The organism is Clostridioides sp. LIBA-6822, from assembly GCF_056688955.1.
In genome coordinates this window covers 1,444,022-1,468,694 of sequence record NZ_CP196995.1, presented here as the reverse complement: position 1 = coordinate 1,468,694, position 24,673 = coordinate 1,444,022, and the positions used below count along the sequence as shown (strand labels likewise).

The window sequence follows — 24,673 nt, the reverse complement described above, 5'->3', positions numbered from 1 at the left end:
AGCGTTTTTCTTTTGGTCATTTTAATCTTGTTTATGCTTTATTAATATTTTTATATGGTCTATCAGTATCACTTATTCTCTTTTTAGCAAAATTAACTAAAAATTAATTGACTTAAACTTAGCCATAATAAATTTACTCTACAATATTAATTTTAACATATTTATCTTATTATTAATGCTTTTATTTTAATTTATTTATTAATTTATTTTGTTTACAAAAAATGAAAAAACCGCTAAACGATTAGCGGCTTATCTCTCATATTACTAGAACACTAATATATATGAATTTTTAATTATAATCTAACTACGTTAGCAGCTTGAGGACCTTTAGCTCCATCTACTACTTCAAATTCTACACTTTGTCCTTCTTCTAATGTTTTGTATCCGTCTCCAGTTATAGCTGAGAAATGTACGAAAACATCTCCTTCACCTTCTACAGATATAAATCCAAATCCTTTTTCGTTGTTAAACCATTTAACTACACCAGTTTTCATTAATAAATCCTCCTAAAAAAACACAATTATTTAGCTACTCTTTTCTGTAACCTTAGTACTACTCTATCATATATAGCTATGTTTGTCAATTATTATTATTTTTATACATTAATAATCATTTTTTTTACTTTATAATATTAAGCCATTATTCTCTTTTACACTTTATTTTTCTTTATAAATTTTTAATAATTTATCTTTATTATATGGAACCTTATAGATTTATCACTCCAGCCTAAATCCCATGGAACCAACATTCTATCAGTATTGTGACAAGTTACCAGAGGGTATCCTCTTGAATCTAGTCCTGTTACTGTTGAAACATGTGTTATTCTGCCTTTTTTCTCATATCCGACAAAATCCCCTGGACGTAGATTATAAGCTTCTTTGTATACTTCTTCATAGGAACCTTTCGCTATTAATGAACCTCTTCCACTATACAATGAATAATTTTTAAAAGCTTGTGCATTTACCCATGCTTTTGTACCTGCTCTTTCACTATAATTCCAAATTGAGTTCTTCTTGAATCTCCCACTTTCAAACATTATCTGTGATGCAAAATTCGCACAATCTCCACCTTCTGGATTATAATCTCTATAGTTTGGATTAAATTTCATACCATGTTCCTCATTAGCTGCTGCTCCACAGTATTTATGTGCATAATCTATAGCCTTCTTTTGTTCATCTGTAAGCTGTAACTCTACACCATTTTGTTGACCAATATAGTTTCTTATATCATCAGATTTTATGTTTTCTAAATTTAAAGAATCTGCAAAAGGGTCTGTATACCACTCTTTAGTTATGACATATTGATTATCCATAATTTTTACATTTAGATAATGATATGTACCTATTCTAAAGACATTTTCTTTGTCCTTTTGATTTTCATATGAATATTTATACTCAGTCGATACAGAGCAGATTATACCATATAGGTCTTTTTCTTTTTCTTTTATTTTTTTAATCTTAACTCTTGTTTTTATGTCCTTAAATTTTACTCCTTGTTTACTAGACCAATTCTCTAAATATTTCATCTTTTTTACTTCATTTTCATAAGCCCAAAGACCAAATTTTTTATCTGTCTCATAAAGACCTTTTAAAATATTTTCATTTTTCTCTAATATTGCCTTATTTCTGTAGTCAAATAAGTTTTCAAGCAATAGCTTATATTGGTCTTTTACATCATCACCTTCAACATTTGCAGATTCTATGACTTTTTCCTCCATATTTTTCATGCTTAAATCATTGACTAAAAATACACCTGCTGTAGTAGCTAAAGATAAAAATACAAATGCCATTATACCTTTGATGTACTTATTCTTATTTTTCAGCATTTTCAAAGCTACACCTCCCAAATAGTACACCTTACAAATGAAATTACAAAGAATATTCTGTCACATATAATAATTTTCATATTTGATAATTCTTTATTTTATTATGTCCAATATTAAAAATTAATTGTATTGATACACTGTTTTTTTTACAATTTTTTATTTTATAATCTACTTTTTTCTTTTTTTTATAGTAATATATATGTATATAAATATTTTGGCATCATTATAATTAATACATACTAATGGAGGGTTTTTTATGCAAAAAAAAGTCGCAGCAATTAATGACTTATCTGGAATAGGAAAATGTTCATTATCAGTTGCTATACCTATACTTTCAGCATTAAAGGTTCAATGTTGTCCATTTCCAACAGCTATACTTTCAAGTCAAACTGGTTATCCTGAATTTACTTTTTTAGATTGTACTGATGAAATGGTAAAATATTCAAATGTTTGGAAAAATTTAAAAGTCAACTTTGATAGTATATATAGTGGTTTTTTAGGTTCAAAACATCAAATTGAAATAGTGGCTAATTTTATAAATGATTATCCCAATGCTTTTATCGTAGTTGACCCTGTTATGGGTGATAATGGAGTCATGTATCCAATCTTTACAGAAGAAATGAGACAAGAAATCAAAGAACTAGTTAGACATTCAGATTTAACTACTCCTAATTTAACAGAAGCTTGTTTTTTGACTGGGAAGGATTATACCAAAAGTGATTACAATAGAGATGAACTTATATCTATTGCAAAAGCTGTATCTGATTTAGGACCTAGCAAGGTTGTTATTACTGGTATATTAGAAGAGGACAATATATTAAATTTGGCTTATGATAGAGATACTGACCATGTATTTTTTACATCAGTTAAATACAATAATTGCTCTTATAGTGGAACAGGAGATATATTCACATCTATCCTTTGTGGTATGTTAGTGAATAAACATGATTTAGGAGTGGCAGTTAATACAGCAACAGATTTTATATATAAAACTATAAATTACACATCTCAATTTGATACTGATAGAAATGATGGAGTTATGTTTGAAAACTTTTTATCAGATTTGACTAGTATATAAAATTTCAAAAAATTATCCATTTTATAAATACCTATAAACTACAAAATTTAGGTATTTACAAAATGGATATTATTTATTAAACCATTGGTATTTCAATTGTTACCATAGCACCACCAGTTTTTATAGAGTTTTCAATATGTAAAATTCCATTATGTTTTTGTACAATATTATTTACAATATATAGACCCATTCCATAATGAGATTTAGAATTTCTACTCAAATCACCTGTATAAAATTGTTCTGTAGCTTTTGACAAATCTGCTTTAGAAAAGCCACTTCCACAATCTGTAATTACAAATTTTAAGTATCTATTGCTTGTTGATACACTTATGTATAGTTTACTCTGGCTTGGTGAGTAGTCTATAGCATTTGAAATTACATTCATAATAGCTCTAAATAATAATTCTTTATCTACAGTTATATTCTTAGGCAAATCATCTTGTTTAGAAAACTCAACATTTAAGTTTTGTGTACTAGCTAATGCTTCTATTTGAATCAAGATATCTTCTATAAATTCACTTACATTAATTACTTCTTTATTTAATATATAACCAGCCTCTTTTTTTGATATGTCTATTAGTGTATTAATATATTTTTCTATTTGGGTAACACCTTTTGCTATATATTCCATGTACTCTGATAACTCTGGATTTTCATTTATTTCAATTAATAAATCAGTATTTCCATGTATAATAGTCAATGGTGTTTTTATATCATGTGCTAATGCAGATATCTGCTCCTTACGATTCTCTTCTAACATCCACTGTTTTTCTAAAGAATCTTTTAAAGCTGACTTCATTTTATCCATAGAAAAAAGAACATTATTGATTTCACAAATTTTACTAGATTCTACAACAAAATCTAAATCCTGCTGTTCTATTTTTTCTGTAGTATTTTTTAAAAGTTCCATTTCAGCATTTAATTTTTTGCCAAATAATTTTGATAGTATAATAATTTCAATAAGAAATATTATACTAAAAATAATCATTCCTAATAGTTCTGGCTTTGGTAAATATGTCCTTAAATTTGGAGAAACAAATTCTACTACTATACTATAACGTATTATACAAACTTCATTATCTCTGGACAATTTGATATAGTTTTTTGATGACTTGATCGTCCTTCTTTCAAAACCTCGCATCAAATCCCATACTTCTTTTGACTCATCTTTATTGAAAGTTCCTGAAATTACTTTGCCATTTAAAGTATACACTCCATACTCACACGACTCTGGAATTAAATCTTTAGTTACTTGTTTACTTGAAATAATCTTATCTTTATTTTCATAGATTTGTTTTTCTGTATAATTAGCAGGTAATATTATATTTAATGATAATAATATAGGAAATGATAATATCAATATAGATACTAAGACAACGGTTATAGCAAAGAATAAAGATAAATATCTTACAAAAACGGTTCTAAGTGTTACAATCTTTTTATTATTAGACTTTTTACCTACAAGTATCCTCACCACATCCTCCAAACTTTAATTAGTTTATAGTTAATTACAAACTAGCTTTTGATTTGATTATTTTTATCACTAAGCTATATTCTAACATAATAATATGAGTAAATAGTAACTTTTTTATTTTTATTCTTCAGACTTTTTACCCTCCCATTTAGAAAACCATATACATAAAATTATAAATGCTAAAATGGTTACAAATCCACATACTAATCCTATTGATTGATATTCTTTAAATGATTCAACTTTAATATATTCAATTGTCTTAGAACTTGAAAAAGATGACCAAATACTTATAAATCTAACACCCCATACACAAGGAATATAAGGCCAAATTCTAGCACCTAATCCAGTTAACAACACTGCTGAGAGTAAAGTTTCTACTATACCCACTCCAATTGAGGCTCCCTTTCCGAATCTTAAACTTAAGAATAAATGTAATATATATACAAATAAATTACTCCCAACTAAAATCAGAATTGAAATCACATAAAAATCTAATGTAAAATAAACCTCATTAGAAATACTAGATACACCAAATTTAAAACCTAATACAGATACTAGTGTTGCTCCAAAACCAAGGCATATCAATATTATATACTTACTTATAAGTGTAAGATATTTTGGATTAGATGATGTTAACATATGTTTATAACTTCCTGAATAATATTCTTGTTCAATACATAATGAACACATAATACTTGATAATAAAGGAAACGCTATTGCTATAACTTGTAAATATGCAGCTATCTTTGATATATCATCAGCACTTGAATACTTATAATATCCTAAACACAATCCCATACCTATCAAAGCAATGCAAAAGTGCATTAGTATTATAAAAGTTCGCTTTAATTTTATTAAATCAGAAAAAAAAATTCTTACTAGTTGTTCCATATTACTTCACCTCTCTATTATTAAACCAAGCATTTGTAGCTAAAGAAAGCACTATAAATAAAACAATAGATATTAACACTCCTGGCAAAATTACATTACTATTTAAAAACTCACTTCCTTCTGGTACAGGAAGTCCATTTGGTAGAATATGTAATACAGGAGCCATCAATCTTGGAGTAATTGAATAGGGGAATATATACCATATTTCTGTAGTCGAAAAAACTGCAACTCCAATCATAGTAAAAAACATGTTTATTATAATTGTAACAAACAAACCAAATTTTGAAGCTAAAAACATACAAAGAGGAATCTGCCACATAAATAATAAAACTAATAATATGGTTCCAATAATATTTTGACTTATTGAAATAACTTCCTTATATACTATCCCAACAAGAACTATACCTATCATAAAAATAATTGATGTTATAAAACAGCATATAATGCAATAAAGTATTTTTCCAGTCCAAACATCTTTTTTTTCAATTGGTAATGATAAAATACCACGATACTTCTTTTTTTCATCTTTTTGTACTATTAGGGAAGAAATCAATGTTAATGCCCCTGGAAGAAACATAGTATACCACCAATTGTAAACACCATTTTGTCCTCCACCAAATAAAAATACAATAATTATAGAAAATACTGGGGCTATCCATATCAATCTAATTCCAAAAGTTCTTTTCATTTTTTGAAATTCTGCTCTAACGAATTTTTCCATATTAATTTCCTCTCTTTCTATTTTCAGCTACTACTTTCATAAAGAGCTCTTCTAAGTTTTGCTCTTTTGATATCTTTCCTTGATAACCTATTACTCCATTAGAAATTATTCCTATTTCATCTACAACCTGTTCAACTTCAGATAAAATATGGCTTGATAAAATAACTGTAATTCCTTCCTTTGGAAAAGAACGAATCAATTCTCTAAGCTCTTCAATACCAATAGGGTCAAGACCATTTGTAGGCTCATCTAAGATTAAAAGCTTTGGGTGATTTAATAATGCAATAGCAATGCCAAGACGTTGCTTCATACCTAGAGAAAATTGACCTGAACGCTTTTTAAAAGTATCTCTTAAATCAACAATTTTTAATACTTCTTCAATACGAGAATCTGGTAGACCTAATAAAGTAGTATGAACTTTTAAATTTTCTCTTGCTGTTAAATTTTCATATATAGCAGGAGACTCAATAAGAGAACCAATATATGCTAAATCTTTTCTAGTCCATCTATGTCCCTCTAACATTATTTTTCCTGAAGTTGGATTTAAAATTCCAGTTATTATTTTTAATAAAGTAGACTTGCCAGCTCCATTTGGTCCTAATAACCCATAAATAGAATTAGGTCTAATTTTTATTGAAATATTATCAACTGCAACCTCATTCTTAAACTTTTTAGTAACTCCCCTTAACTCTAAAATATAATTACTCATGATTTTCATCCTTTCTTTTATTGAACTTGTTTACAAGAATCATTCTAAAACATAAATATAAGGATTTTATAAGGATTAAAAATTAATAAAAAAAATGATGTGTTTTTAAACACATCATTTTTTATATTAACTCTATTAATTTTCCATTATAGTATATTTCTACTTCTTCAATCCAGATACTATCATCTTCCTCTTGGATGACATTTTTTATAATATTGTTTATAGTGTATTTTATATTTTGTTCATTTAAATAATCGTCTTTCCAAGATACCCTACTTTTTTCATCTGGTTCTACTAAACTTATTTTAACGAGATTGTCTTTTTCCTTGACTTCCACTTCCATATCTAAGCCATTAAAATACTCATTTGATAATGTATCTAAGATTAATTGTAGTTTATCTTTAAGTGTACTTTCTTCATCAATCTGTAAGTATTTTACTATTTTCTCATCTTTTGAAATTATCTCTATAGGTATTTTAGTAGTAGTCTTAGGATTAATCATTTTACTAGTTGCTTCTTCTTTTACAACCTCATCCTTCTTTACAACTGCTGACTCTTTAGAGTCAACCAATTCAACTGTGCTGATGTTATAATCCATACATGCTGTACTCGATAAAGTAGTAGCAATTATTAAAAAACTTACTGCTATTTTATTCATAAGTATCCCTCTCCTAATTCTCTTTCGATACTTATTATACCATAGTATAGATTATATTTTTATACTTTTAAATCAATTTATCAATTATTATAGTAAATTATTTACAGTTCTAATCGATTTGAATTTATTTTTATAGTATATTCTTGTTCTAAATTCGACATATTTTTATTCAAAAGCCCTTTTATTTCTCTAATGTCTTTGTATTTGTTACTATGTCCTTCACCATGTTCATAATCAGACGAATCGTTACTATATTCTTCATCACTACTATACTCTTCATCATTATTGAATTCTTCGATTACTTCTTTTGACTTTATATCACAATTAAATTTATACTTATCCACTGGTAAATTAAGACTTACCTTAGAATTTGGAACTTGTATATTTAAATGCTTAGCAATTGGCAAATTAGAATATAAATTAAATTCATTATTATAATGTGAATTTCTACTTATTTTTTCATTTATATTTACATTTTCAGGTATATACTCTTCTATATTATTGATAAATACATCTTCATCTTCTGAAGATATGTCTAATGATTCTGATTCTATATTTACATTTTTGACACCTAAAATTGACTTTGTTGATAAGTCAATATTACTATTAGATATTAAATTCAAAGTTTCCAGTTTATTTACATTATTTTCTGTTATAGCTCTGCTAAAACCTCCATAAGAAGTTTTATATGTTATATTATTTGAAGCTACATTATCATATACGAATAAATATGAACTTATACTTGATGCATTTATATCTACATTATTTGGTACATATATTACAAGCTCTCTATAATCATGTGAAAACATATTATTTATAGATGTATTTAGTAATTGGTCGAAATTTTTAATCCTTTTAAGTTGATTTTCATATTTTCTTTCACCTTTTATAACTAAAGTTTTGTCTTTTAAAGTAACATTATACTTGTAAAATTCATTATTTCCTTTTGTTGTAACACGCACATCTTCACTCGCATGTTTCTTTATCGTAACATTTATATTGTCAACAGCTATATCCAACTTGTCAATATTTACTTTTTCTTGATAAAGTTTATTTTCTTTTTTAAATTCAGCTTCCTTTTCTAGCCCAAAGTTTATTAAGCTTGGCATAACTAAAATCCCTGACCAGGTTGTTCCAATTATACCTATTACCAATAAAACTGCAGCAAATATGGCAAGTTTCTTATTCATGTTTATCTTCTCCTTTCTTATCATCTATATCTTCAAGGTCCTTATACATCGCCTCAAAGTTTATATTATCATCATAGTCGTCAGTTTTTTTGATACTTTCTTCTTTTATATTATAATAGTCATCACTATATGAATCTTCATCAATATCTTTATCCAAGTCTTCTTCTCTTAAAATTTCTTTATTTCTTTTTTCCATCTTTTCATTTGCATTTATATAAATATTTTTTCTCTTTATCCAATTTATATAGCTACCTAGCAATTGTTTACCTAATTTTATAACAAACAGTAAAATTTGCCATGCAAGTATTTCAAGTCCTACAAATCCTATAGTCGCAAATATACAAAACATCGTAACATCTGGAACCATTGTTATAAACTTAATCACAAATGGAATTGATATAACAAAAGCAATCAATGTACACACCAATCCAATGGCAACAGATATAACTGCACATATAAATGCAAAAGCTGGAATAATCAAGAATAAAGATAATACTACTAATAACGCCTTTATAACTTGTCTAGATAAGCCTCCAACACTTTCTTCTATACTTGGTGTGAGTTTATCATTTATATTTTCCTTTGATTTATTGTACTTTTCTTTGGCTTCATCTTTTAAGATAGAATAGCCTTTTTTCATATCTGATTTAAATTTACTAAATTTATCATTTAAAACATCAGTATTTATTATTTTTTCCTCTTCAGTGTCTTTTTCTTTAGTTTGTAATATAAGTTCTCTTGCTATAGATTTTGGTGAGCCAAGTGATGCTATTATCTCCATGTCACTCTTTCCCTCTATAATACCATCTACAAAATACTCTTCATAATCTCTCAATATATCATTAACTTCGCTCTCAGAAAAATCTTTTTTTAGATAATCCTTTAAAATTTCAAGAAACTCAGTTTTATTCAAGTTCATTACCTCCCTCATCTTCACTTATTAAAATCTCAACAGCCTTTACAAACTCTCTCCACTCTTCCATAAGATTGGATAAGTTTTCTTTTCCTAGTGAAGTTATTCTATAGTATTTTCTAGCAGGACCTTCATTAGATTCTAGTATATATGTTTCGAAATACAAATCTTTTGTAAGTCTTCTTAGAATAGGATATATTGTTCCTTCATTTACATCTATCACTTTAGAGATATTATGTACTATTTCATATCCGTACATATCTTTTTTAGATATTAGTGCAAGTACACAAATTTCTAAAACACCCTTTCTAAATTGTGTGTTCATATACTCCATCCTTTCTTTAAATACACAGTATTGTGTTTTACAAGGTACTATGTTAAAACTTCTTATATTTTCATAATAACACAGTACTATGTTTTACACAATAGTTATTTTTAAATATTCTTGTTGATTAAATCCTTCTATAAATGTATAATACTCTAATCAGATATATTTTATGAAAGTGGTGATAAATTGGCTAAAACAAAAGAAGATAAAACGATATTAATCTTAACTGCTCAATTTGGTGCTGGCCATATAAGTGCCGCAAAAGCAGTCAAAGAATGTATTATTGAAAAATATAGTAACTACAATGTTGTTGTACAAAATTTTATAAATGCAAGTATCCCTATGATGAATAAGCCTATGGTAAAACTTTATGAAAACAATACAAAATATACTCCAGGATTATATAATTACTATTATTACTTTAAGAAATCGTTTGATTCAAGACATGATTTCTCTCATAAATTATATACACCTAAACTTTCTGAGTATATTTCTGATATAAATCCAGATTTAATTATCTCTACATTTCCACTAGCAGCAGCTTGTGTAAATAATTTTAAGATAAAAAATCCTGATATAAATATACCAACACTTACAGTTATAACAGATGTTGTAGATAGTATGGAGTGGGTTTTTGAAAACACAGATTTATATTTTGTTCCATCTCCTGAAATAAAAAACCGATTTTTTCAGAAGGGAATAAATCCAGACTCAATAAAGGTTACAGGTGTTCCTGTAGATAAGAGATTTCAAATTGAAAGTAAAGAGCTCTGTCATGATAAATATAGATTACTACTTCTTGGAGGAGGAAGAGGTCTATTCGATATAGATGAGGATTTTATGCATTGGATAGACGAATTTATTGAAGAACATATTGATTCTATAGAAATTACAATAGTTACAGGTAAAAACAAAAAATTATATGACACATTAACTTATAAAAAACCTTTAAAAAATATAAAAGTACTTGGATTTGTAAATGACATGTATAATCTGATAAAAGAATGTGACCTAATGTTAACTAAACCTGGAGGAGCAACCATATTTGAAGCTATTCAATCACAAACTCCAGTCCTTGTAAAAATGCCAAAGGTTGGACAAGAGATTGAAAACGCTAAATTTATAATAGATAAAGGTCTTGGAATGATTTATAGTGATGACTTAGACCTCAAGAATATATTTTATAAATTAGTCTCAAATGAATTTGATTCTATAATAAACTTTATGCAGAAAAATTTAGAAGAATTTAAAACAGTCATTCATCCAGATGAAATTGCTGATTATATCTCGGAATTGATAGATACTCATTACAATTAGTGTTCTATTACAAAACTTAAAATTATAAAACCAAAGGCAATCAAGTATGCTTTCGTATTTGAGATTTTACTCCAAATGACCTAATCATACTCGATTGCCTTTATAATATTAAAATCAAATTATTAATTTATCTTAGTAGATATTTTTCTTGTATTGCATATATAATTGTTGTATTTCTTCCATACTTCTCTTTAACTCTATTTGTAAATCAGAAGCAGTCTGATAATCTTTATTTTCTACAGCTTCTCTTACTCTAGTAAATAGAGACTCTCTAGTTAAAGTATCCTTCATAATGTTGAACTTCAAATCTGAAATTGAATTCCAAACCACTTCATCAAGTGCATCCATATTTTCTTTTGTGTGTATTTTTACAATGCTTCTTATCTTTTGTATTCCTGCTTCTATTATTCTAGTTTTTAATTTTTTTTGCCACTTATCTATTGCCCCAACCTTAAATGATTCTATTATACTATCAGTAAATACATCACCTTGTTTTAAAGATTTTAATTTTGAAGCATATATTTCTAAATTTTTCATATTCTCATAAACTGTAGCTGGTGGAATTCCAAATCTTGCATTTCTTTCTTCTAAGCTATAATGCTCAAATACATCATTTTCATCTCTATATGCTCTATCCTTTTCTAAATAGAAGCCTTCTTCACCTACATTTTTAGACAATTCTTTTTCAAGTTCTTTTGTGCTAAGACCACTCTTAGCTGCTGCTTTTATACCATCTAACATTGTTTGATAACATCCTGCTATTACTAAATACGTGTTAGATAGAGGACTTGGTGATCTTAATTCAAATCTTACAGTCTTTGGATTTTTCATGTCTCTTATTAATCCAACAAGTACTGACCTATTTCTTGATGGAATCTCATAACTATGACCTAAAGATGTAACTATACATACAGGTGCCTCAAATCCAGGAACTAATCTATTAAATCCATCATTAGAAGCTGTTACAATTGGATTTAACACTTCATAATTATAAAGAAGTCCCATAAGAGCTCCATATCCTAATTCACTTAGATAGTCTTCTCTTAAATCTTTTGGAGCAAATAGGTTTTTGATACTTCCATCTTTTAGCCTTGCACTTACTCCTACATGTGTATGCCCACCACTTCCTGCAACTCCATGAATTGGTTTTGCTTTAAATGTAACTTCTAGTCCATGTGATGTAAATACATCTTCTATAACGTCTCTTACTAATAACTCATTATCTGCTGCTTGTAGTGGTGTAGAAAACTTCCAAGAAACCTCTAGTTGCTCCATAGCATGGTTTGTTCTTCCATCTATACTAATAGAACTTTGTATCCCTCCAACCTCTTTATGAGCCATTTCAGGGCTTACACCTAGTTTTTGAAGTATTATTAAACTTTGCTCTAGGCAAGTTCTTATAATACCATGAGTTCTTTTCCAGTATTGCTCTTTTAGGCTTTGTGATACATATAATTTCTCTAGGTCTGCTTTATCCTCAGGAGTATTAACCCAAAACTCAAGCTCTGTAGCTGCTGTCAACATTATTTCTTCTATATCATCTATTGAATCTATTCCTATGTTATTTAGCACATGTGGGTATTCTTTAAATATCTCAAACATAGATTTTTTGAAATACTTATCTGCTTTTTGAAGTACTCCTCTTGAACATACTTTTTTATTATCATGTATTAAAAATGCAGGTATCTTTAATGTTCCAACAGGTAAACCAACTTCTTCGTCTATATATTCCATATTGTAATCTACATACCAATGACAACTTTTATCTGGCATTAAATCAACTTTTGCATTATTTAATGTCGCTATATTATAAAGTTCAACACTTGAACCATCAGTCTGTATAGCTGATTCTAAAAATTTATCTATATCTTCTAAAAATATTTCTACAGGAATCTTTTCGTCTGTTGCATTTCCTCCTAAGTCAACCCCCATTAATGAAACAAATCTTATATTTTTATTGTTTTTTAGGATTTCTCTTATTTCTTCATTAGTATGTTTATCTTTCTCTATTACATATAATAGACTATCCATTTTTTCACTCTCCCATAATTTTTATGTAAATTTTATTTTGTTAAATACAAGATAAAATTCATTTTTGCTTACATTTATGAATTTTTCTTGCAAAATATTCGTGTTTTATTCGTGTTTTTATTTATATTATTATATATCAAGTACAAAAAGTTCGCAATATTTTTTATTGGAAAAAATATTCTCCATACAATAGTTTAACATTTTTATAAATATGGGGTATACTAAAATAAAAGTATTTTTGTTTAAAAATTTAATTTGTCTTATAATATAATCTATAATAGCAATAATAATAAAATTTAGGAGATAAACTTTATGGAATACATAATTTTCGATTTGGAATTTAATCAAGGATTTGATAGAAAGCTTAACAAGACTATATCCAATGAAAAGTGTCCTTTTGAAATCATACAAATAGGAGCAATTAAATTGGATTCTAAATTTAATATAATAGATACATTTAATAGTTATGTGAAACCTACAATATACAAAGAAATACATCCTTTTATTAGTCGTATGACTAATATTAAAGATTCTGACTTTAATTGTTCACCTACTTTTCCTGAAGTTTACAACAATTTCACAGAATTTATATCATCGCAAGACCCTATATTATGCGTATGGGGCTCTGGAGATTTAAAGGAATTGTACAGGAATATTAATTACCATAAGCTAGCATCAAATACCTTACCTAAGTCTTATATTAATATTCAACAACATGCATCTAAATATTTCGATAATCCAGCAGGAAAAAGTATTGGATTACAAAATGCTATTTCCTTATTACAACTCGATGAAAAAATGTCTTATCACAATGCTTTAAATGATGCATATTATACTGCTAAGGTCTTTATTAAGATATACAATCCAAGTATAGTACCAGATATATATATGTATACAAACATCAGACCTAAAACTATAAAATATTCCAGTAAAAAGAGAATTGATTATGATAAGTTATTTGATGAATTTAAGAAAATTTTAAATCGTGAATTGACTAAGGACGAGAAAAAAATCATTAACTTAGCTTATAACATGGGAAAAACAAATCAATTTGCATTAGAAAATGCCACTCAAAGAAAAAACAAATAAAGCTTACTTAGGTTAAAAATAGGCATGTAGATTAAAATATAATTATTTTTAAATGTATATCTACAGCCCAATTTTTATCCTGATTAATCTTTATTTTATCTCTAATTCAACTGGACAATGGTCTGAACCTAATACTTCGGTGTGAATATCTGCACTTATCAATTTATCTTCTAATTTCTTAGATGCACAAAAATAATCGATTCTCCATCCTGCATTATTTTTTCTTGCATTAAATCTATATGACCACCAACTATAGACACCTTCTTTATCAGGATTAAAGTATCTATATGTGTCTATAAATCCACTATCTAATAGTTTAGAGAATTTTTCTCTTTCTTCTTTCGTAAAACCTGCATTTTTCGTATTATTTTTAGGATTTTTTAAATCTATTTCAGTATGAGCAACATTCATATCTCCACATACAATTACAGGCTTATGATTGTCTAATTTAACTAAATAGTCTATGAAGTCATCTTCCCATCTAGTTCTATATTCTAATCTTTTCAACTCAGATTGAGAATTTGGTGTATATACAGTGATAAAATAAAAATCTTCAAACTCCAGAGTTATGACTCTACCTTCTTTGTCATGTTCTTCTATATTTATTCCATACATTACTTTTAAAGGCTCTTTTTTTGTAAATATAGCAGTACCTGAATACCCTTTTCTCTCAGCATAATTCCAGTATTGAAAATACCCTGGTAAATCTAACTCTATTTGTCCTTCTTGTAATTTAGTTTCTTGTAAGCAAAATATATCTGCATCAACTTCTTTGAAAAAGTCTAAAAATCCTTTCCCAACACAAGCTCTTATTCCATTGACATTCCATGATATAAATTTCATATTATACTCCTCATCTAAACAGTAAATTTCTTTTAATTTTTCATTTGTTTTTGTTTTTGTTTTTGTTTTAACAATTTAACACTATAACTTTATCTAAAAATTACTATTTACTTAATACCTTAAAAATATATATTTTAATCAATTTTTAATTTTTTTGCTAACTCTTCAGGGATTATTGAAGAAACATACATGTTTGTTCCAAGTTCAAATCCTCCAAAATTATATTTTCTTGGGATTATATGCATATGAACATTAAAATATGATTTTGTTTCAATATTTGTTGGATGAGTATGAACACATAAGTTAAATGGCATATATCCATTGATATTATATAGTTTTTTAAATAACTTTTCAAATATCATAGAGAGTTCTTTTACATTATTATCATTTAACTCATCAAATTTTATTTTATCTTTAAATATTACTCTTACTTCTCCGCTATATTTAGTTGCATATGGAATAAGTACTATAAAAGCTTCTCCATTATAAACAACTCTTGTATTTAAATTTATTTCATTTTCGATTAAATCATCATACAAAGAGCTATTATTACTATCATAATACTCTTTTGAAACTAGTAACTCATTTGTAATCTCAGGAGGAATAAAAGACATAGACAATATCTGAGCATGTGGATGCATTAAAGATGCACCAGCTTTTCTCAAGAAATTTTTAAAGATACTAACATACTCTACTCTGTCATCTTTCGACATTTCTCTAAACCTATCTCTATACATAAAAAAAACATCTTCAAATTCTTTTTGATTCATGTTATAAAAATTACTATTATGTTTATCACTCTCTATCATTACTTCATGAACACCATATACATCTCTTGCCACATCATCAATTATAGGAAATTTATTATAAATAGACTTCACAAGCCATCCTTCTTCACCCTCTATTTCAAATAATGTATCAGTTGCATAAGACTCATTTCCCTTACAAAATGGGCATCCTTCTTCATATCCATTGCTTTCTTCATCTTCATTTGGTATATCTGCTGTATCCAAAGGTCTTTTTAATCTATCAGTAGCAAATATAACAACATCATTAGTAATTGGATCTATTCTTAATTCTTTCATAATTAACACCTCTTAGTTAATAGCCTTTAATATAATTATATGATATTTATCGTATCTGTTAAATAAATTTATAATATTTTTTATAAATTTACATATTTATCATTATATATTTTTGTCTATAAGTAAAAGATTATAACAAAAATATTACTGCCAATATATCAAAGCATTATCTTACAATAAATCAATTTACTAATACATAATTTATTGGCATGGACATAGGTATTTCACTGTAATTTGTTAAAAGTTTATTTTAGAGCTATATTAATTTTTTTTGATGATTTTTACCTATAAGTATGTTATTATTATCTTGTAAAGATGTCTTGTATTCAAACATACAATTTACATAATACAATATACGTATTTAAATTAAATAGGGGGTATTAAAATGAATTATTCAAACAGAGTTAGTGCAATGCAGGCCTCTCCAATCAGAAAACTTGTTCCATTTGCACAAGCAGCAAAAGATAGAGGAATCAAAGTATATCACTTAAACATAGGACAACCAGACATAAAAACTCCTAAAGGGTTTTTTGATGCTGTTAAAAACTTTGATAGTGAAGTCTTAGAATATGCTACATCAGAAGGTATTCCAGAATTATTAGAAGCACTTCAAAATTACTATAAAACTTATGATATGAATTTTGAAAAAGATGAATTGCTAGTAACTAATGGTGGTAGTGAAGCTTTACTTTTCACTATGATGGCAGTTTGTGACCCAGGTGACAATCTATTAGTTCCAGAGCCATTCTATACTAACTACAATGGATTTGGTCAATGTGTAAACGTAGAAGTTAATGCTGTTACAACAAAAGCAGAAAACGGTTTCCACCTTCCATCTAAAGAAGAAATAATGTCTAAAGTAGATGATAAAACTAAAGCTATAATTCTTTCTAATCCAGGAAATCCAACTGGTGCAATCTATACAAAAGAAGAACTTAATATCCTAGCTGAAATAGCTAAAGAAAAAGATTTATGGATAATAGCAGATGAAGTTTACAGAGAGTTTGTTTATGATGGACTTGAGTACACTAGCTGTGGTAATTTAGAAGGTGTACAAGATAGAGTTATAATAATAGACAGTGTTTCTAAGAGATACAGTGCTTGTGGTGCTAGAATAGGTTCTATAGCTTGTAAAAATAAAGGTCTTATAGCTCAAATACTTAAATTATGTCAAGGAAGACTTTGTGTTCCTACATTAGAGCAAATAGGAGCTGTTGAATTATACAAAACTCCAGTTTCTTATTTCAAAGAAGTTAATGAAGAATACAAAAAAAGAAGAGATGTATTATACAATGAATTAATGAAAGTTGATGGTGTTATATGTAAAAAACCAACTGGTGCTTTCTATATAGTTGCTAAATTACCAGTTGAAAATGCAGAAGATTTCACAATCTGGATGTTAAAAGAATTCAACAAAAACAATGAAACAGTTATGGTTTGCCCTGCTGAAGGATTCTATGCTACTCCAGGTTTAGGACGTGACGAAATAAGATTAGCTTACATCCTAAATGAAACTGACCTTCATAGAGCTGCTACATTATTAAAAGAAGGTTTAGAGCAATATGTAGCTTTACACAAATAAATTCTTAAAATATTAATTTATATAAATTTAATGATATAAAATATCCCCTTTTCATATATTATTTGAAAAGGGGATATTTTTTCTATTTAAATTCTTCTTTATTTAATATATATTGAAGAGTATTTATTGCCTCTAAATACTTTTTTCTATCTTCTTCAGTCAATTTAGAAAGCTTTTCTCCTAGACCATCACTCAATTTATCCATAAAATCAGAAGCTATCTTGCCTCCTTCTTCAGTAATATCAATTAGATACTTTCTTCTATCAACTAAGTCTCTTTCTCTTGTTACATATTTCTTATCAGTTAAATCATCAACCATACTAGTTAAACTGCCTTTTTCTATATTTAACTTAGAGCATAAATCAGTCATGCTTATTACTCCATAGTTTTTTATAAATACTAATGCTCTTAATTGTGTTTTATTTACATTATAGTCTGGTGCAAATTTTTTTAGGTCTTCTAAGTATAGGCTCGAATAAATCTTAGGAAATGTTTTTACTAGAAAGCTTATGGTATCTTTTACTACGTAGTTCATACAATCACCTCGGTTGTTTTAAAATTTATTAAATTATCTAAATAACTTTATTTCAGTTTACATTAAAAATATTGCAAGTACAATAGTTTTTGCTGAATGTTTAAATTTAATTAGTAATCTTATTATTTTGTTTATTTTTATTTATATTATTCTTATTAAACACTATTTATATAGCTATTTTCTTTAATTCATGGTATAGTAAATAAGGAAGAACTCTTCATAGCGATGGAGAGCAGACGCTAGCCCATTAAAATGGCTATCTTATTTATAAATAAGATAGCCATTTTTAATTATATTTTATCTGTATACTTCTATACTCTCAAATCTACATCTATTTTTCCTAAATCTTCTTTATAATCTTTTATAGCTGGTTCTATAACTTCGTTTGCAAACTCTACAACCTGCTCTGGTGCTCTACCTATAAAGTTTTTTGGGTCCATTATAGACAATATTTCTTCTTTGCTCATTTTAAATGAATCATCATTAATTATAAGCTCAATTAGATTATTATCCTTACCTTCATGTTTAACCCTATATGCAGCTTTCATAGAATATTCTCTTATTATCTCATGTAATTCCTGTCTATCTCCACCTCTTTTTACAGCTTCCATAAGTATTGTTTCTGTAGCCATAAAGGGAAGTTCCTCATTTACGCGTTTATTTATCATATTCTCGTATACTACTAAACCATCAGTTACATTTATACCTATCTCAAGTATTGCATCTGCTGCCATAAAGGCTTGAGGTATAGCTAATCTCTTATTAGCTGAATCATCTAATGTTCTCTCTAGCCATTGAGTAGCTTGTACCATTGCAGGGCTTAAAGACTCAGAAATTATATATTTAGATAAAGATGCTATTCTCTCACTTCTCATTGGATTTCTCTTATAAGCCATTGCTGATGAACCTATTTGATTTTTTTCAAATGGCTCTTCTAATTCTTTTAAACTTTGTAAAAGTCTTATATCATTAGTCATCTTATGCATACTTTGAGCTATTCCTGACAATATACTTATCACTTGATAGTCTAATTTTCTAGTATATGTTTGCCCACTTACTGCATAAGAAGAATTATATCCCATCTTTTTACAGATTTTCTTATCTAACTCTTTTACTTTTTCATGGTCTCCTTCAAATAAGCTTAAAAAACTTGCTTGAGTACCAGTAGTTCCTTTAACTCCTCTTAATTTCATATTATCAATTCTATAGTTCAAATCTTCCAAATCAAGTATTAAGTCTTGAGCCCATAAACAAGCTCTTTTACCTACTGTTGTAAGCTGTGCTGCTTGAAAATGTGTAAATCCAAGAGCTGGCATGTCCTTATACTTAAGTGCAAATTCTTTTAAATTGTTTATTAAGTTGACAAGTTTTACTCTTAGAAGTTTTAACGCTTCATTCATTTGTATAACATCTGTATTGTCTCCAACATATGCAGATGTCGCTCCTAAATGTATTATTCCTTTTGCCTTTTCACATTGTAAACCATACGCTTTTACATGAGACATTACATCATGTCTTACTTCTTTTTCTATTTTTCTAGCTTCATCAAAATTTATATTATCTATATTAGCTCTTAGCTCATCTAATTGTTCTTCAGTTATATTTATTCCTAACTCATGCTCACCTTCTGCAAGAGCAACCCATAATCTTCTCCATGTAGAAAATTTAAATTGTGGAGAAAATATATAACTCATATCCTTGCTACAATATCTGTCTGTAAGTGGATTTGAATACGTAGTGTATTTATTATCTATCATTATATTAGCACCTTCCTTAAATCTTTTGTCATGTAATTAGTGTGTACATATTAGTACATAAATAATTATATATAATTTTACGAACTATAACAAGACTTTTTTATTTTTCGTTCATATTTACATATAATATTTTTTATTTATTACTATTTTTTATTTATGTCTAAATTATCTTTTTCAATTAAGTAATCCACTATCTCACTATCAACAAAGTTTAATACATATTTATATCTAATTGCATAGTATTTGTCACTCCAACCAAGTTGATTTTTTACATCACTCTCATCCGCCCCAAGTCTTAAACTTATTGCTGCAAATGAATGTCTAAAGTCTCTTGCTGAATATTGAGAAAGCCCTGCTAAATCTAAAGCTTTTTTGACTATAAGTCTGACATTTCTATCCGTTATAGAATTACTCTTTTGAGTTGTAAAAATAAAGTCATCACTAGGTATTATTACCTCTGGAAGTCCAGAATAATTCCTATAGTCTTCTAAAAGTTTAAAGAAGTATGGATGTAACTTAACTACTCTCTCTTTTCTTCCTTTACCTAGTCTCACGTACGAGTTATCGTTTTCATCTACCATAAGGTCTTTCCACTTCAAGCTAACTAATTCATTTAATAAACACCCAGTAGTAACTAGACAGACTATTATTACCCTATCTCTTATATTTAATTTTGGTAAAATACCTATAAGCTTATTTATTTCTTGTATGCTTAGGACATCATCTTTTGTTTTTATTCTTGTTACTGTTGGTTTCTCTACATATCTAAATTGATTTATATCTATATATCCCTCTTTCTTTAAGAAGTTATAAAAACTATGTAAATAACTATATATCTTTTCACAAGTTGATTTTGCATATTTTGTCTGTATATAGTCTACAAAATTTTTACAATCTTCTTTTGTAACATAAATCAATTCTTTCCCTTTTAAGAACTCTTTAAACAGTATAACCTTTGATAAATAATCGTGTTTTGTGTTTGGGTTTAATTTTGTAGAAAAAACATTAAAGGTTTCGTACTCATAATCATCTAGTATTTTTGTGCTATACATAATAACTCCTTTCCTTCTCATAAAATAAAATGGTTATACTTTTACTATACCATATATTTCCCCTTCAAATATACCCCTTATTCAATAGATAGGTTTTAACTTCACTTTGTTAAATTATGAAGGTTTTATGAAAATATCAATCTTCCATTGTGCACTACACAGTACTATGGTATTATAAGTTAGTAAAAGGTGGCATTTTTTTGTTAAAATCTGAATAAAATATGCTACTATAAATTTGTATTGGAGGTATTTTGGTTTGGAAACATTTAGTTTGCTTGAAGTTTTTAAGGCAGTCATTTTAGGAATAGTTCAAGGAATCACAGAATGGCTACCAGTAAGTAGTACAGGGCATATGATATTAGTTGATGAGTTTATAAAATTGAATTTTTCAGATACATTTATAAGTACATTTTTGGTTGTAATTCAATTTGGTTCAATATTAGCGGTACTTGTTATATTTTTTAAAAAGTTAAACCCTTTTGATAGCTCAAAGAATATTAAACAGAAAAAAGAAACAGTTCGCTTATGGCTTAAGGTTATAATTGCAGTTATACCATCTGGAGTTATTGGAATACTGTTTGAAGACGATATAGATAGATTATTCTTCAATTCAACAGTAGTTGCTATTGCTCTTATTGTGTATGGTATAATAATGATAGGGCTTGAAAAGAGAAATAAAAGACCTAAGTATAAAGATTTTTCGCAAGTTACATATAAGTTAGCTCTTTGTATAGGATTATTCCAATGTCTAGCTCTTATACCAGGTACATCTAGATCTGGTTCAACTATAATAGGTGCAGTGTTGCTTGGTGCTTCTAGATATGTAGCAGCAGAATTTTCATTCTTCTTAGCTATCCCTACAATGCTTGGAGCTAGTGCATTGAAGCTTCTAAAAGCTGGATTTGGATTTAGTGGATTTGAATGGCTTATTTTAGGTGTTGGTTCTGTAGTAGCATTTATTGTTTCAATTGTAGTTATTAAATTTTTTATGGACTATATCAAAAAACATGACTTCAAAGTATTTGGTTATTATAGAATAGTCTTGGGTATAATTGTTCTTGCTTATTTCTTTCTATTCTAATTTATTCTAATTTAAAGACAAATGATAAGGAGAAAAGTTATGAGTGTTAAAAAAGAAATATTTGATTGGGCTAAGTCAATAGCTATGGCTATTGTACTTGCATTTGTAATTCTACAATTTATAAGACCTTCTATCGTCAGTGGAGAATCAATGTATCCCACTTTAGACGATAAAGACTATCTAATCTTAAATAGAATATCTTACAAGGTTGGTAAACCTGAGAAAGGTGATATTGTTGTTTTTAAAACCAATTTAGTTGATGGAGATACAGGAAAGAAAAAAGACTTAATAAAAAGAGTTATAGCTACTGAAGGTGACAGTATAAAAATATCAAACTCCAAGGTATATGTAAATGGAAAATTATTAAATGAACCATATATACACAATAATTATACTTCTGGAGATATAGATACAGTTGTTCCAAAAGGTAAGCTATTTGCAATGGGAGATAATAGAGAAAACAGTAATGACAGTAGATTTCCTGATGTAGGTATGGTTGATGAGGATGAAATTCTTGGTAAGGTTATGGTAAGACTATTACCTTTTGATAATATTGGAAAAGTAGATTAGAAAAATAAGAGACTGGATTGGTAAAATTCATTTTACACATCTCAGTCTCTTTTAATTTACTTATATAAAAAATACATTCTTTTACTAGCTCTCTTTTGATTCTGTGATAATTCTTATTATATCACTTGCATCTTCATTAAAAGTCGTTACTATGCTTAAATAATCAGTTGCTCTACTCATAGCTAAATAAACCTTATTCAAATCTCCTACAAAGTCATTTACTTGGTAATCTTGCTCTGTATCATTTATAGTTTGATTATATAACATTTCTAACTCACATATTATCACTGCTTTATATTCTAAATTCTTTATAGAATATATATTTGCTATTGTAGTTCCTACCTTCTTACTTATATTTGTTAGGTTATCTTCTGCACATATATAAGGAATTTTTGCTTCTTCCAATGCTTTTTTTAGCATGTATTGGAAGTAAATAGTTTTTCCACTTTTTAATTTTTTCTTATTGTAAGGATATACAATAGCAACTTCAGAATAATCAAGACCTTTTTTACTTATTAAGTACTCAATTTCCCATATTACAGAACTTATTTGGTCATCAAGGTCACTTACCTTTATTATATCAACAGACTTATTACCACTTCTAAGTGCTTCAGTATTAAAAAAAGTATTAAACTTTGTACTTGGCCTTAATTCATTAATATATGAGTTAGAATTATTTGAAAATTTATTCGTAAAATCGACAATCTCTTTGGCTTGTCTATAATTTTTACTTAGAATAATCTTATCATCAAACTCTATACTGCTATATAAGGTTTTAAATATATTTAATCTATTAGAGATATTCAAAGAATTACAAGAACATACATTAAATATAAATTTTGTTTTATATAAAAACTCTCTTATAAAATCTATCTCATAATCTAAAAAGCTTTCTGCTTCATCAACAAAAATAGCTTTGAACATATTTTTATTTTTTATAATGTTCTGTGCTTGTTTTACTAGATTATTAAAAGTTTTTTCATAATCATTTTTTAACATGTTATAGTCTACAATTAAGTTGTATTTTTTAGCGAGTTTAAATATAAAAGAACTAAATGTATGGACTTCTAAATTATTATTATCTTTATACAATAGCTCTATTCTTTCTCGAAGCTCATTGCATAATTGCTTTGTATGTGTAAATATGATTAATTTATGATGTGGATATACTTTTGCTAGTTTTATAGCTCTTGAAAGCATAATTGCTGTCTTTCCTATACCGGAACCACCTTCAATAAGTGTATTCCCGTATTTAATAGAAATAGCATCTTTAATTTGAACCTCTTCCATCATAGTTGCTGTATACTTATAGTCATCATTATAGAAAGAAATCTTTTTAAATTTTTCATTTAGATGTAGTTTATCATTTATTATATAGTACTCTGAACATATATCTAATAAAAATAAATTTAAATTTATTTCATCATTTTTTTCACTAAGATATTCCTCTAGTGAACCTTTATTCATTATATCCTGAAGCTTATTTTTATCTATTATATTATTATTAACAAATTCTCCAAACTCATATGCTTCTTCTACTTCAACATATGGCATAATGTAAACGTAATTATAGCTTATATTTCTATTCTTTTGTCCCATTTTTAGTTTCAAAAGCTCATATTCCTCATTCATAACTTCAAGTAACTCTTCTTCCAAAATAAAAAATATATCTTCTGTTGTATCCATAAATTTTATAAATAAAATTTTTCCATCTTTAACATACAACAAATCAGTATTTATTCCTTTAAAAGGAGTAACTTTTGGCACTACTTTAACGTCCTCATTGATATCTTCGTAAAATAGTTTCTCGAATTCCTTCAATTTTAGGGCGTCTAACTGAGAGTTTATATTTATGTATTGGCTCACTTACATTACCTCCTTCTGTTATACTTAATTATACCATTTTGAACTATATTTTTATATATACTTTTTATAGGCAAATTT

The 24,673-nt window shown here is 27.4% G+C and carries 23 protein-coding genes; 6 read left to right on the top strand and 17 right to left on the bottom strand.

What is annotated here, in order from left to right:
• Positions 1–293: 293 nt before the first annotated feature.
• Positions 294–494, bottom strand: a complete 201-nt coding sequence (locus tag ACTG48_RS07070; protein ID WP_003419624.1) for a cold-shock protein — start codon at positions 492–494, stop codon at positions 294–296.
• A gap of 182 nt (positions 495–676) precedes the next feature.
• Positions 677–1,825 (bottom strand): amidase domain-containing protein, encoded by a 1,149-nt coding sequence (locus ACTG48_RS07065; RefSeq protein WP_044213125.1) that lies wholly within the window; start codon positions 1,823–1,825, stop codon positions 677–679.
• A gap of 256 nt (positions 1,826–2,081) precedes the next feature.
• Here ACTG48_RS07065 and ACTG48_RS07060 point away from each other — a divergent pair, with 256 nt between their 5' ends.
• Positions 2,082–2,903, top strand: coding sequence for a pyridoxamine kinase (locus ACTG48_RS07060; RefSeq protein ID WP_479918432.1), 822 nt, complete (start codon positions 2,082–2,084; stop codon positions 2,901–2,903).
• Between the two features lie 76 nt (positions 2,904–2,979).
• Here the strand turns inward: ACTG48_RS07060 and ACTG48_RS07055 are convergent, their stop codons facing one another.
• The 8 genes from ACTG48_RS07055 to ACTG48_RS07020 all read right to left on the bottom strand — a co-directional run bounded on the left by ACTG48_RS07055 (position 2,980) and on the right by ACTG48_RS07020 (position 9,784).
• Positions 2,980–4,371, bottom strand: coding sequence for a sensor histidine kinase (locus ACTG48_RS07055; protein WP_479918777.1), 1,392 nt, complete (start codon positions 4,369–4,371; stop codon positions 2,980–2,982).
• Positions 4,372–4,497: 126 nt separating this feature from the next.
• Entirely contained in the window at positions 4,498–5,268 is a 771-nt protein-coding gene (locus ACTG48_RS07050) for a lantibiotic immunity ABC transporter MutG family permease subunit (protein ID WP_167640035.1), read from the bottom strand.
• Position 5,269: 1 nt separating this feature from the next.
• Positions 5,270–5,989: a lantibiotic immunity ABC transporter MutE/EpiE family permease subunit gene (locus tag ACTG48_RS07045; RefSeq protein ID WP_479918431.1), complete on the bottom strand. Its 720-nt coding sequence runs from the start codon at positions 5,987–5,989 to the stop codon at positions 5,270–5,272.
• 1 nt (position 5,990) lies between these two features.
• Positions 5,991–6,698: a lantibiotic protection ABC transporter ATP-binding protein gene (locus ACTG48_RS07040; protein WP_479918430.1), complete on the bottom strand. Its 708-nt coding sequence runs from the start codon at positions 6,696–6,698 to the stop codon at positions 5,991–5,993.
• A gap of 121 nt (positions 6,699–6,819) precedes the next feature.
• A complete protein-coding gene (locus tag ACTG48_RS07035) occupies positions 6,820–7,356 on the bottom strand; it encodes a hypothetical protein (protein WP_021384093.1) in 537 nt (178 codons plus the stop codon).
• Between the two features lie 101 nt (positions 7,357–7,457).
• Entirely contained in the window at positions 7,458–8,546 is a 1,089-nt protein-coding gene (locus tag ACTG48_RS07030; protein WP_479918429.1) for a DUF4097 family beta strand repeat-containing protein, read from the bottom strand.
• Positions 8,539–9,465: an HAAS signaling domain-containing protein gene (locus ACTG48_RS07025; RefSeq protein ID WP_044213103.1), complete on the bottom strand. Its 927-nt coding sequence runs from the start codon at positions 9,463–9,465 to the stop codon at positions 8,539–8,541. Before ACTG48_RS07025 ends, ACTG48_RS07030 begins: the two co-directional genes overlap by 8 nt.
• On the bottom strand, positions 9,452–9,784 hold the full coding sequence (locus tag ACTG48_RS07020; RefSeq protein WP_009889116.1) for a PadR family transcriptional regulator: 333 nt from the start codon (positions 9,782–9,784) through the stop codon (positions 9,452–9,454). The genes ACTG48_RS07025 and ACTG48_RS07020 overlap by 14 nt, the downstream gene beginning before the upstream one ends.
• Positions 9,785–9,973: 189 nt before the next feature.
• Here ACTG48_RS07020 and ACTG48_RS07015 point away from each other — a divergent pair, with 189 nt between their 5' ends.
• A complete protein-coding gene (locus tag ACTG48_RS07015; protein WP_479918428.1) occupies positions 9,974–11,104 on the top strand; it encodes an MGDG synthase family glycosyltransferase in 1,131 nt (376 codons plus the stop codon).
• A gap of 132 nt (positions 11,105–11,236) precedes the next feature.
• Here the strand turns inward: ACTG48_RS07015 and ACTG48_RS07010 are convergent, their stop codons facing one another.
• The gene (locus ACTG48_RS07010; RefSeq protein WP_479918427.1) at positions 11,237–13,135 is read right to left on the bottom strand and encodes a type I glutamate--ammonia ligase; all 1,899 of its coding nucleotides are present in this window, start codon (positions 13,133–13,135) and stop codon (positions 11,237–11,239) included.
• A 312-nt stretch (positions 13,136–13,447) separates the two neighbouring features.
• On the opposite strand from ACTG48_RS07010, the gene ACTG48_RS07005 reads away from it, so the two are divergent.
• Positions 13,448–14,224 (top strand): 3'-5' exonuclease, encoded by a 777-nt coding sequence (locus tag ACTG48_RS07005; RefSeq protein WP_479918426.1) that lies wholly within the window; start codon positions 13,448–13,450, stop codon positions 14,222–14,224.
• A 90-nt stretch (positions 14,225–14,314) separates the two neighbouring features.
• Here ACTG48_RS07005 and ACTG48_RS07000 read toward each other — a convergent pair whose 3' ends face one another.
• Together ACTG48_RS07000 and galT are read right to left on the bottom strand one after the other, a co-directional pair.
• Complete coding sequence (locus ACTG48_RS07000) at positions 14,315–15,067, bottom strand: exodeoxyribonuclease III (protein WP_479918425.1); 753 nt, start codon at positions 15,065–15,067, stop codon at positions 14,315–14,317.
• Between the two features lie 134 nt (positions 15,068–15,201).
• Positions 15,202–16,152, bottom strand: a complete 951-nt coding sequence (galT, locus tag ACTG48_RS06995; RefSeq protein ID WP_479918424.1) for a galactose-1-phosphate uridylyltransferase — start codon at positions 16,150–16,152, stop codon at positions 15,202–15,204.
• A 385-nt stretch (positions 16,153–16,537) separates the two neighbouring features.
• Between galT and ACTG48_RS06990 the strand changes: the two genes are divergently transcribed.
• Entirely contained in the window at positions 16,538–17,734 is a 1,197-nt protein-coding gene (locus ACTG48_RS06990) for a pyridoxal phosphate-dependent aminotransferase (RefSeq protein ID WP_021384092.1), read from the top strand.
• An 82-nt stretch (positions 17,735–17,816) separates the two neighbouring features.
• On the opposite strand, the gene ACTG48_RS06985 is transcribed toward ACTG48_RS06990, so the two are convergent.
• The 3 genes from ACTG48_RS06985 to ACTG48_RS06975 form a co-directional block, all read right to left on the bottom strand.
• Positions 17,817–18,269 carry a MarR family winged helix-turn-helix transcriptional regulator gene (locus ACTG48_RS06985; RefSeq protein ID WP_021384084.1) on the bottom strand — a complete coding sequence of 151 codons (453 nt, stop codon included), beginning with the start codon at positions 18,267–18,269 and terminating at the stop codon, positions 17,817–17,819.
• 311 nt (positions 18,270–18,580) lie between these two features.
• The gene (gene purB, locus ACTG48_RS06980; protein WP_021384089.1) at positions 18,581–20,026 is read right to left on the bottom strand and encodes an adenylosuccinate lyase; all 1,446 of its coding nucleotides are present in this window, start codon (positions 20,024–20,026) and stop codon (positions 18,581–18,583) included.
• Between the two features lie 143 nt (positions 20,027–20,169).
• Positions 20,170–21,078 (bottom strand): tyrosine-type recombinase/integrase, encoded by a 909-nt coding sequence (locus tag ACTG48_RS06975; RefSeq protein ID WP_479918423.1) that lies wholly within the window; start codon positions 21,076–21,078, stop codon positions 20,170–20,172.
• Positions 21,079–21,334: 256 nt separating this feature from the next.
• Between ACTG48_RS06975 and ACTG48_RS06970 the strand changes: the two genes are divergently transcribed.
• Positions 21,335–22,159 (top strand): undecaprenyl-diphosphate phosphatase, encoded by an 825-nt coding sequence (locus ACTG48_RS06970; protein WP_044213099.1) that lies wholly within the window; start codon positions 21,335–21,337, stop codon positions 22,157–22,159.
• Between the two features lie 39 nt (positions 22,160–22,198).
• A complete protein-coding gene (gene lepB / locus ACTG48_RS06965; protein WP_021384074.1) occupies positions 22,199–22,729 on the top strand; it encodes a signal peptidase I in 531 nt (176 codons plus the stop codon).
• An 84-nt stretch (positions 22,730–22,813) separates the two neighbouring features.
• On the opposite strand, the gene ACTG48_RS06960 is transcribed toward lepB, so the two are convergent.
• The gene (locus tag ACTG48_RS06960) at positions 22,814–24,595 is read right to left on the bottom strand and encodes a UvrD-helicase domain-containing protein (RefSeq protein WP_044213098.1); all 1,782 of its coding nucleotides are present in this window, start codon (positions 24,593–24,595) and stop codon (positions 22,814–22,816) included.
• Between the last annotated feature and the right edge of the window lie 78 nt (positions 24,596–24,673).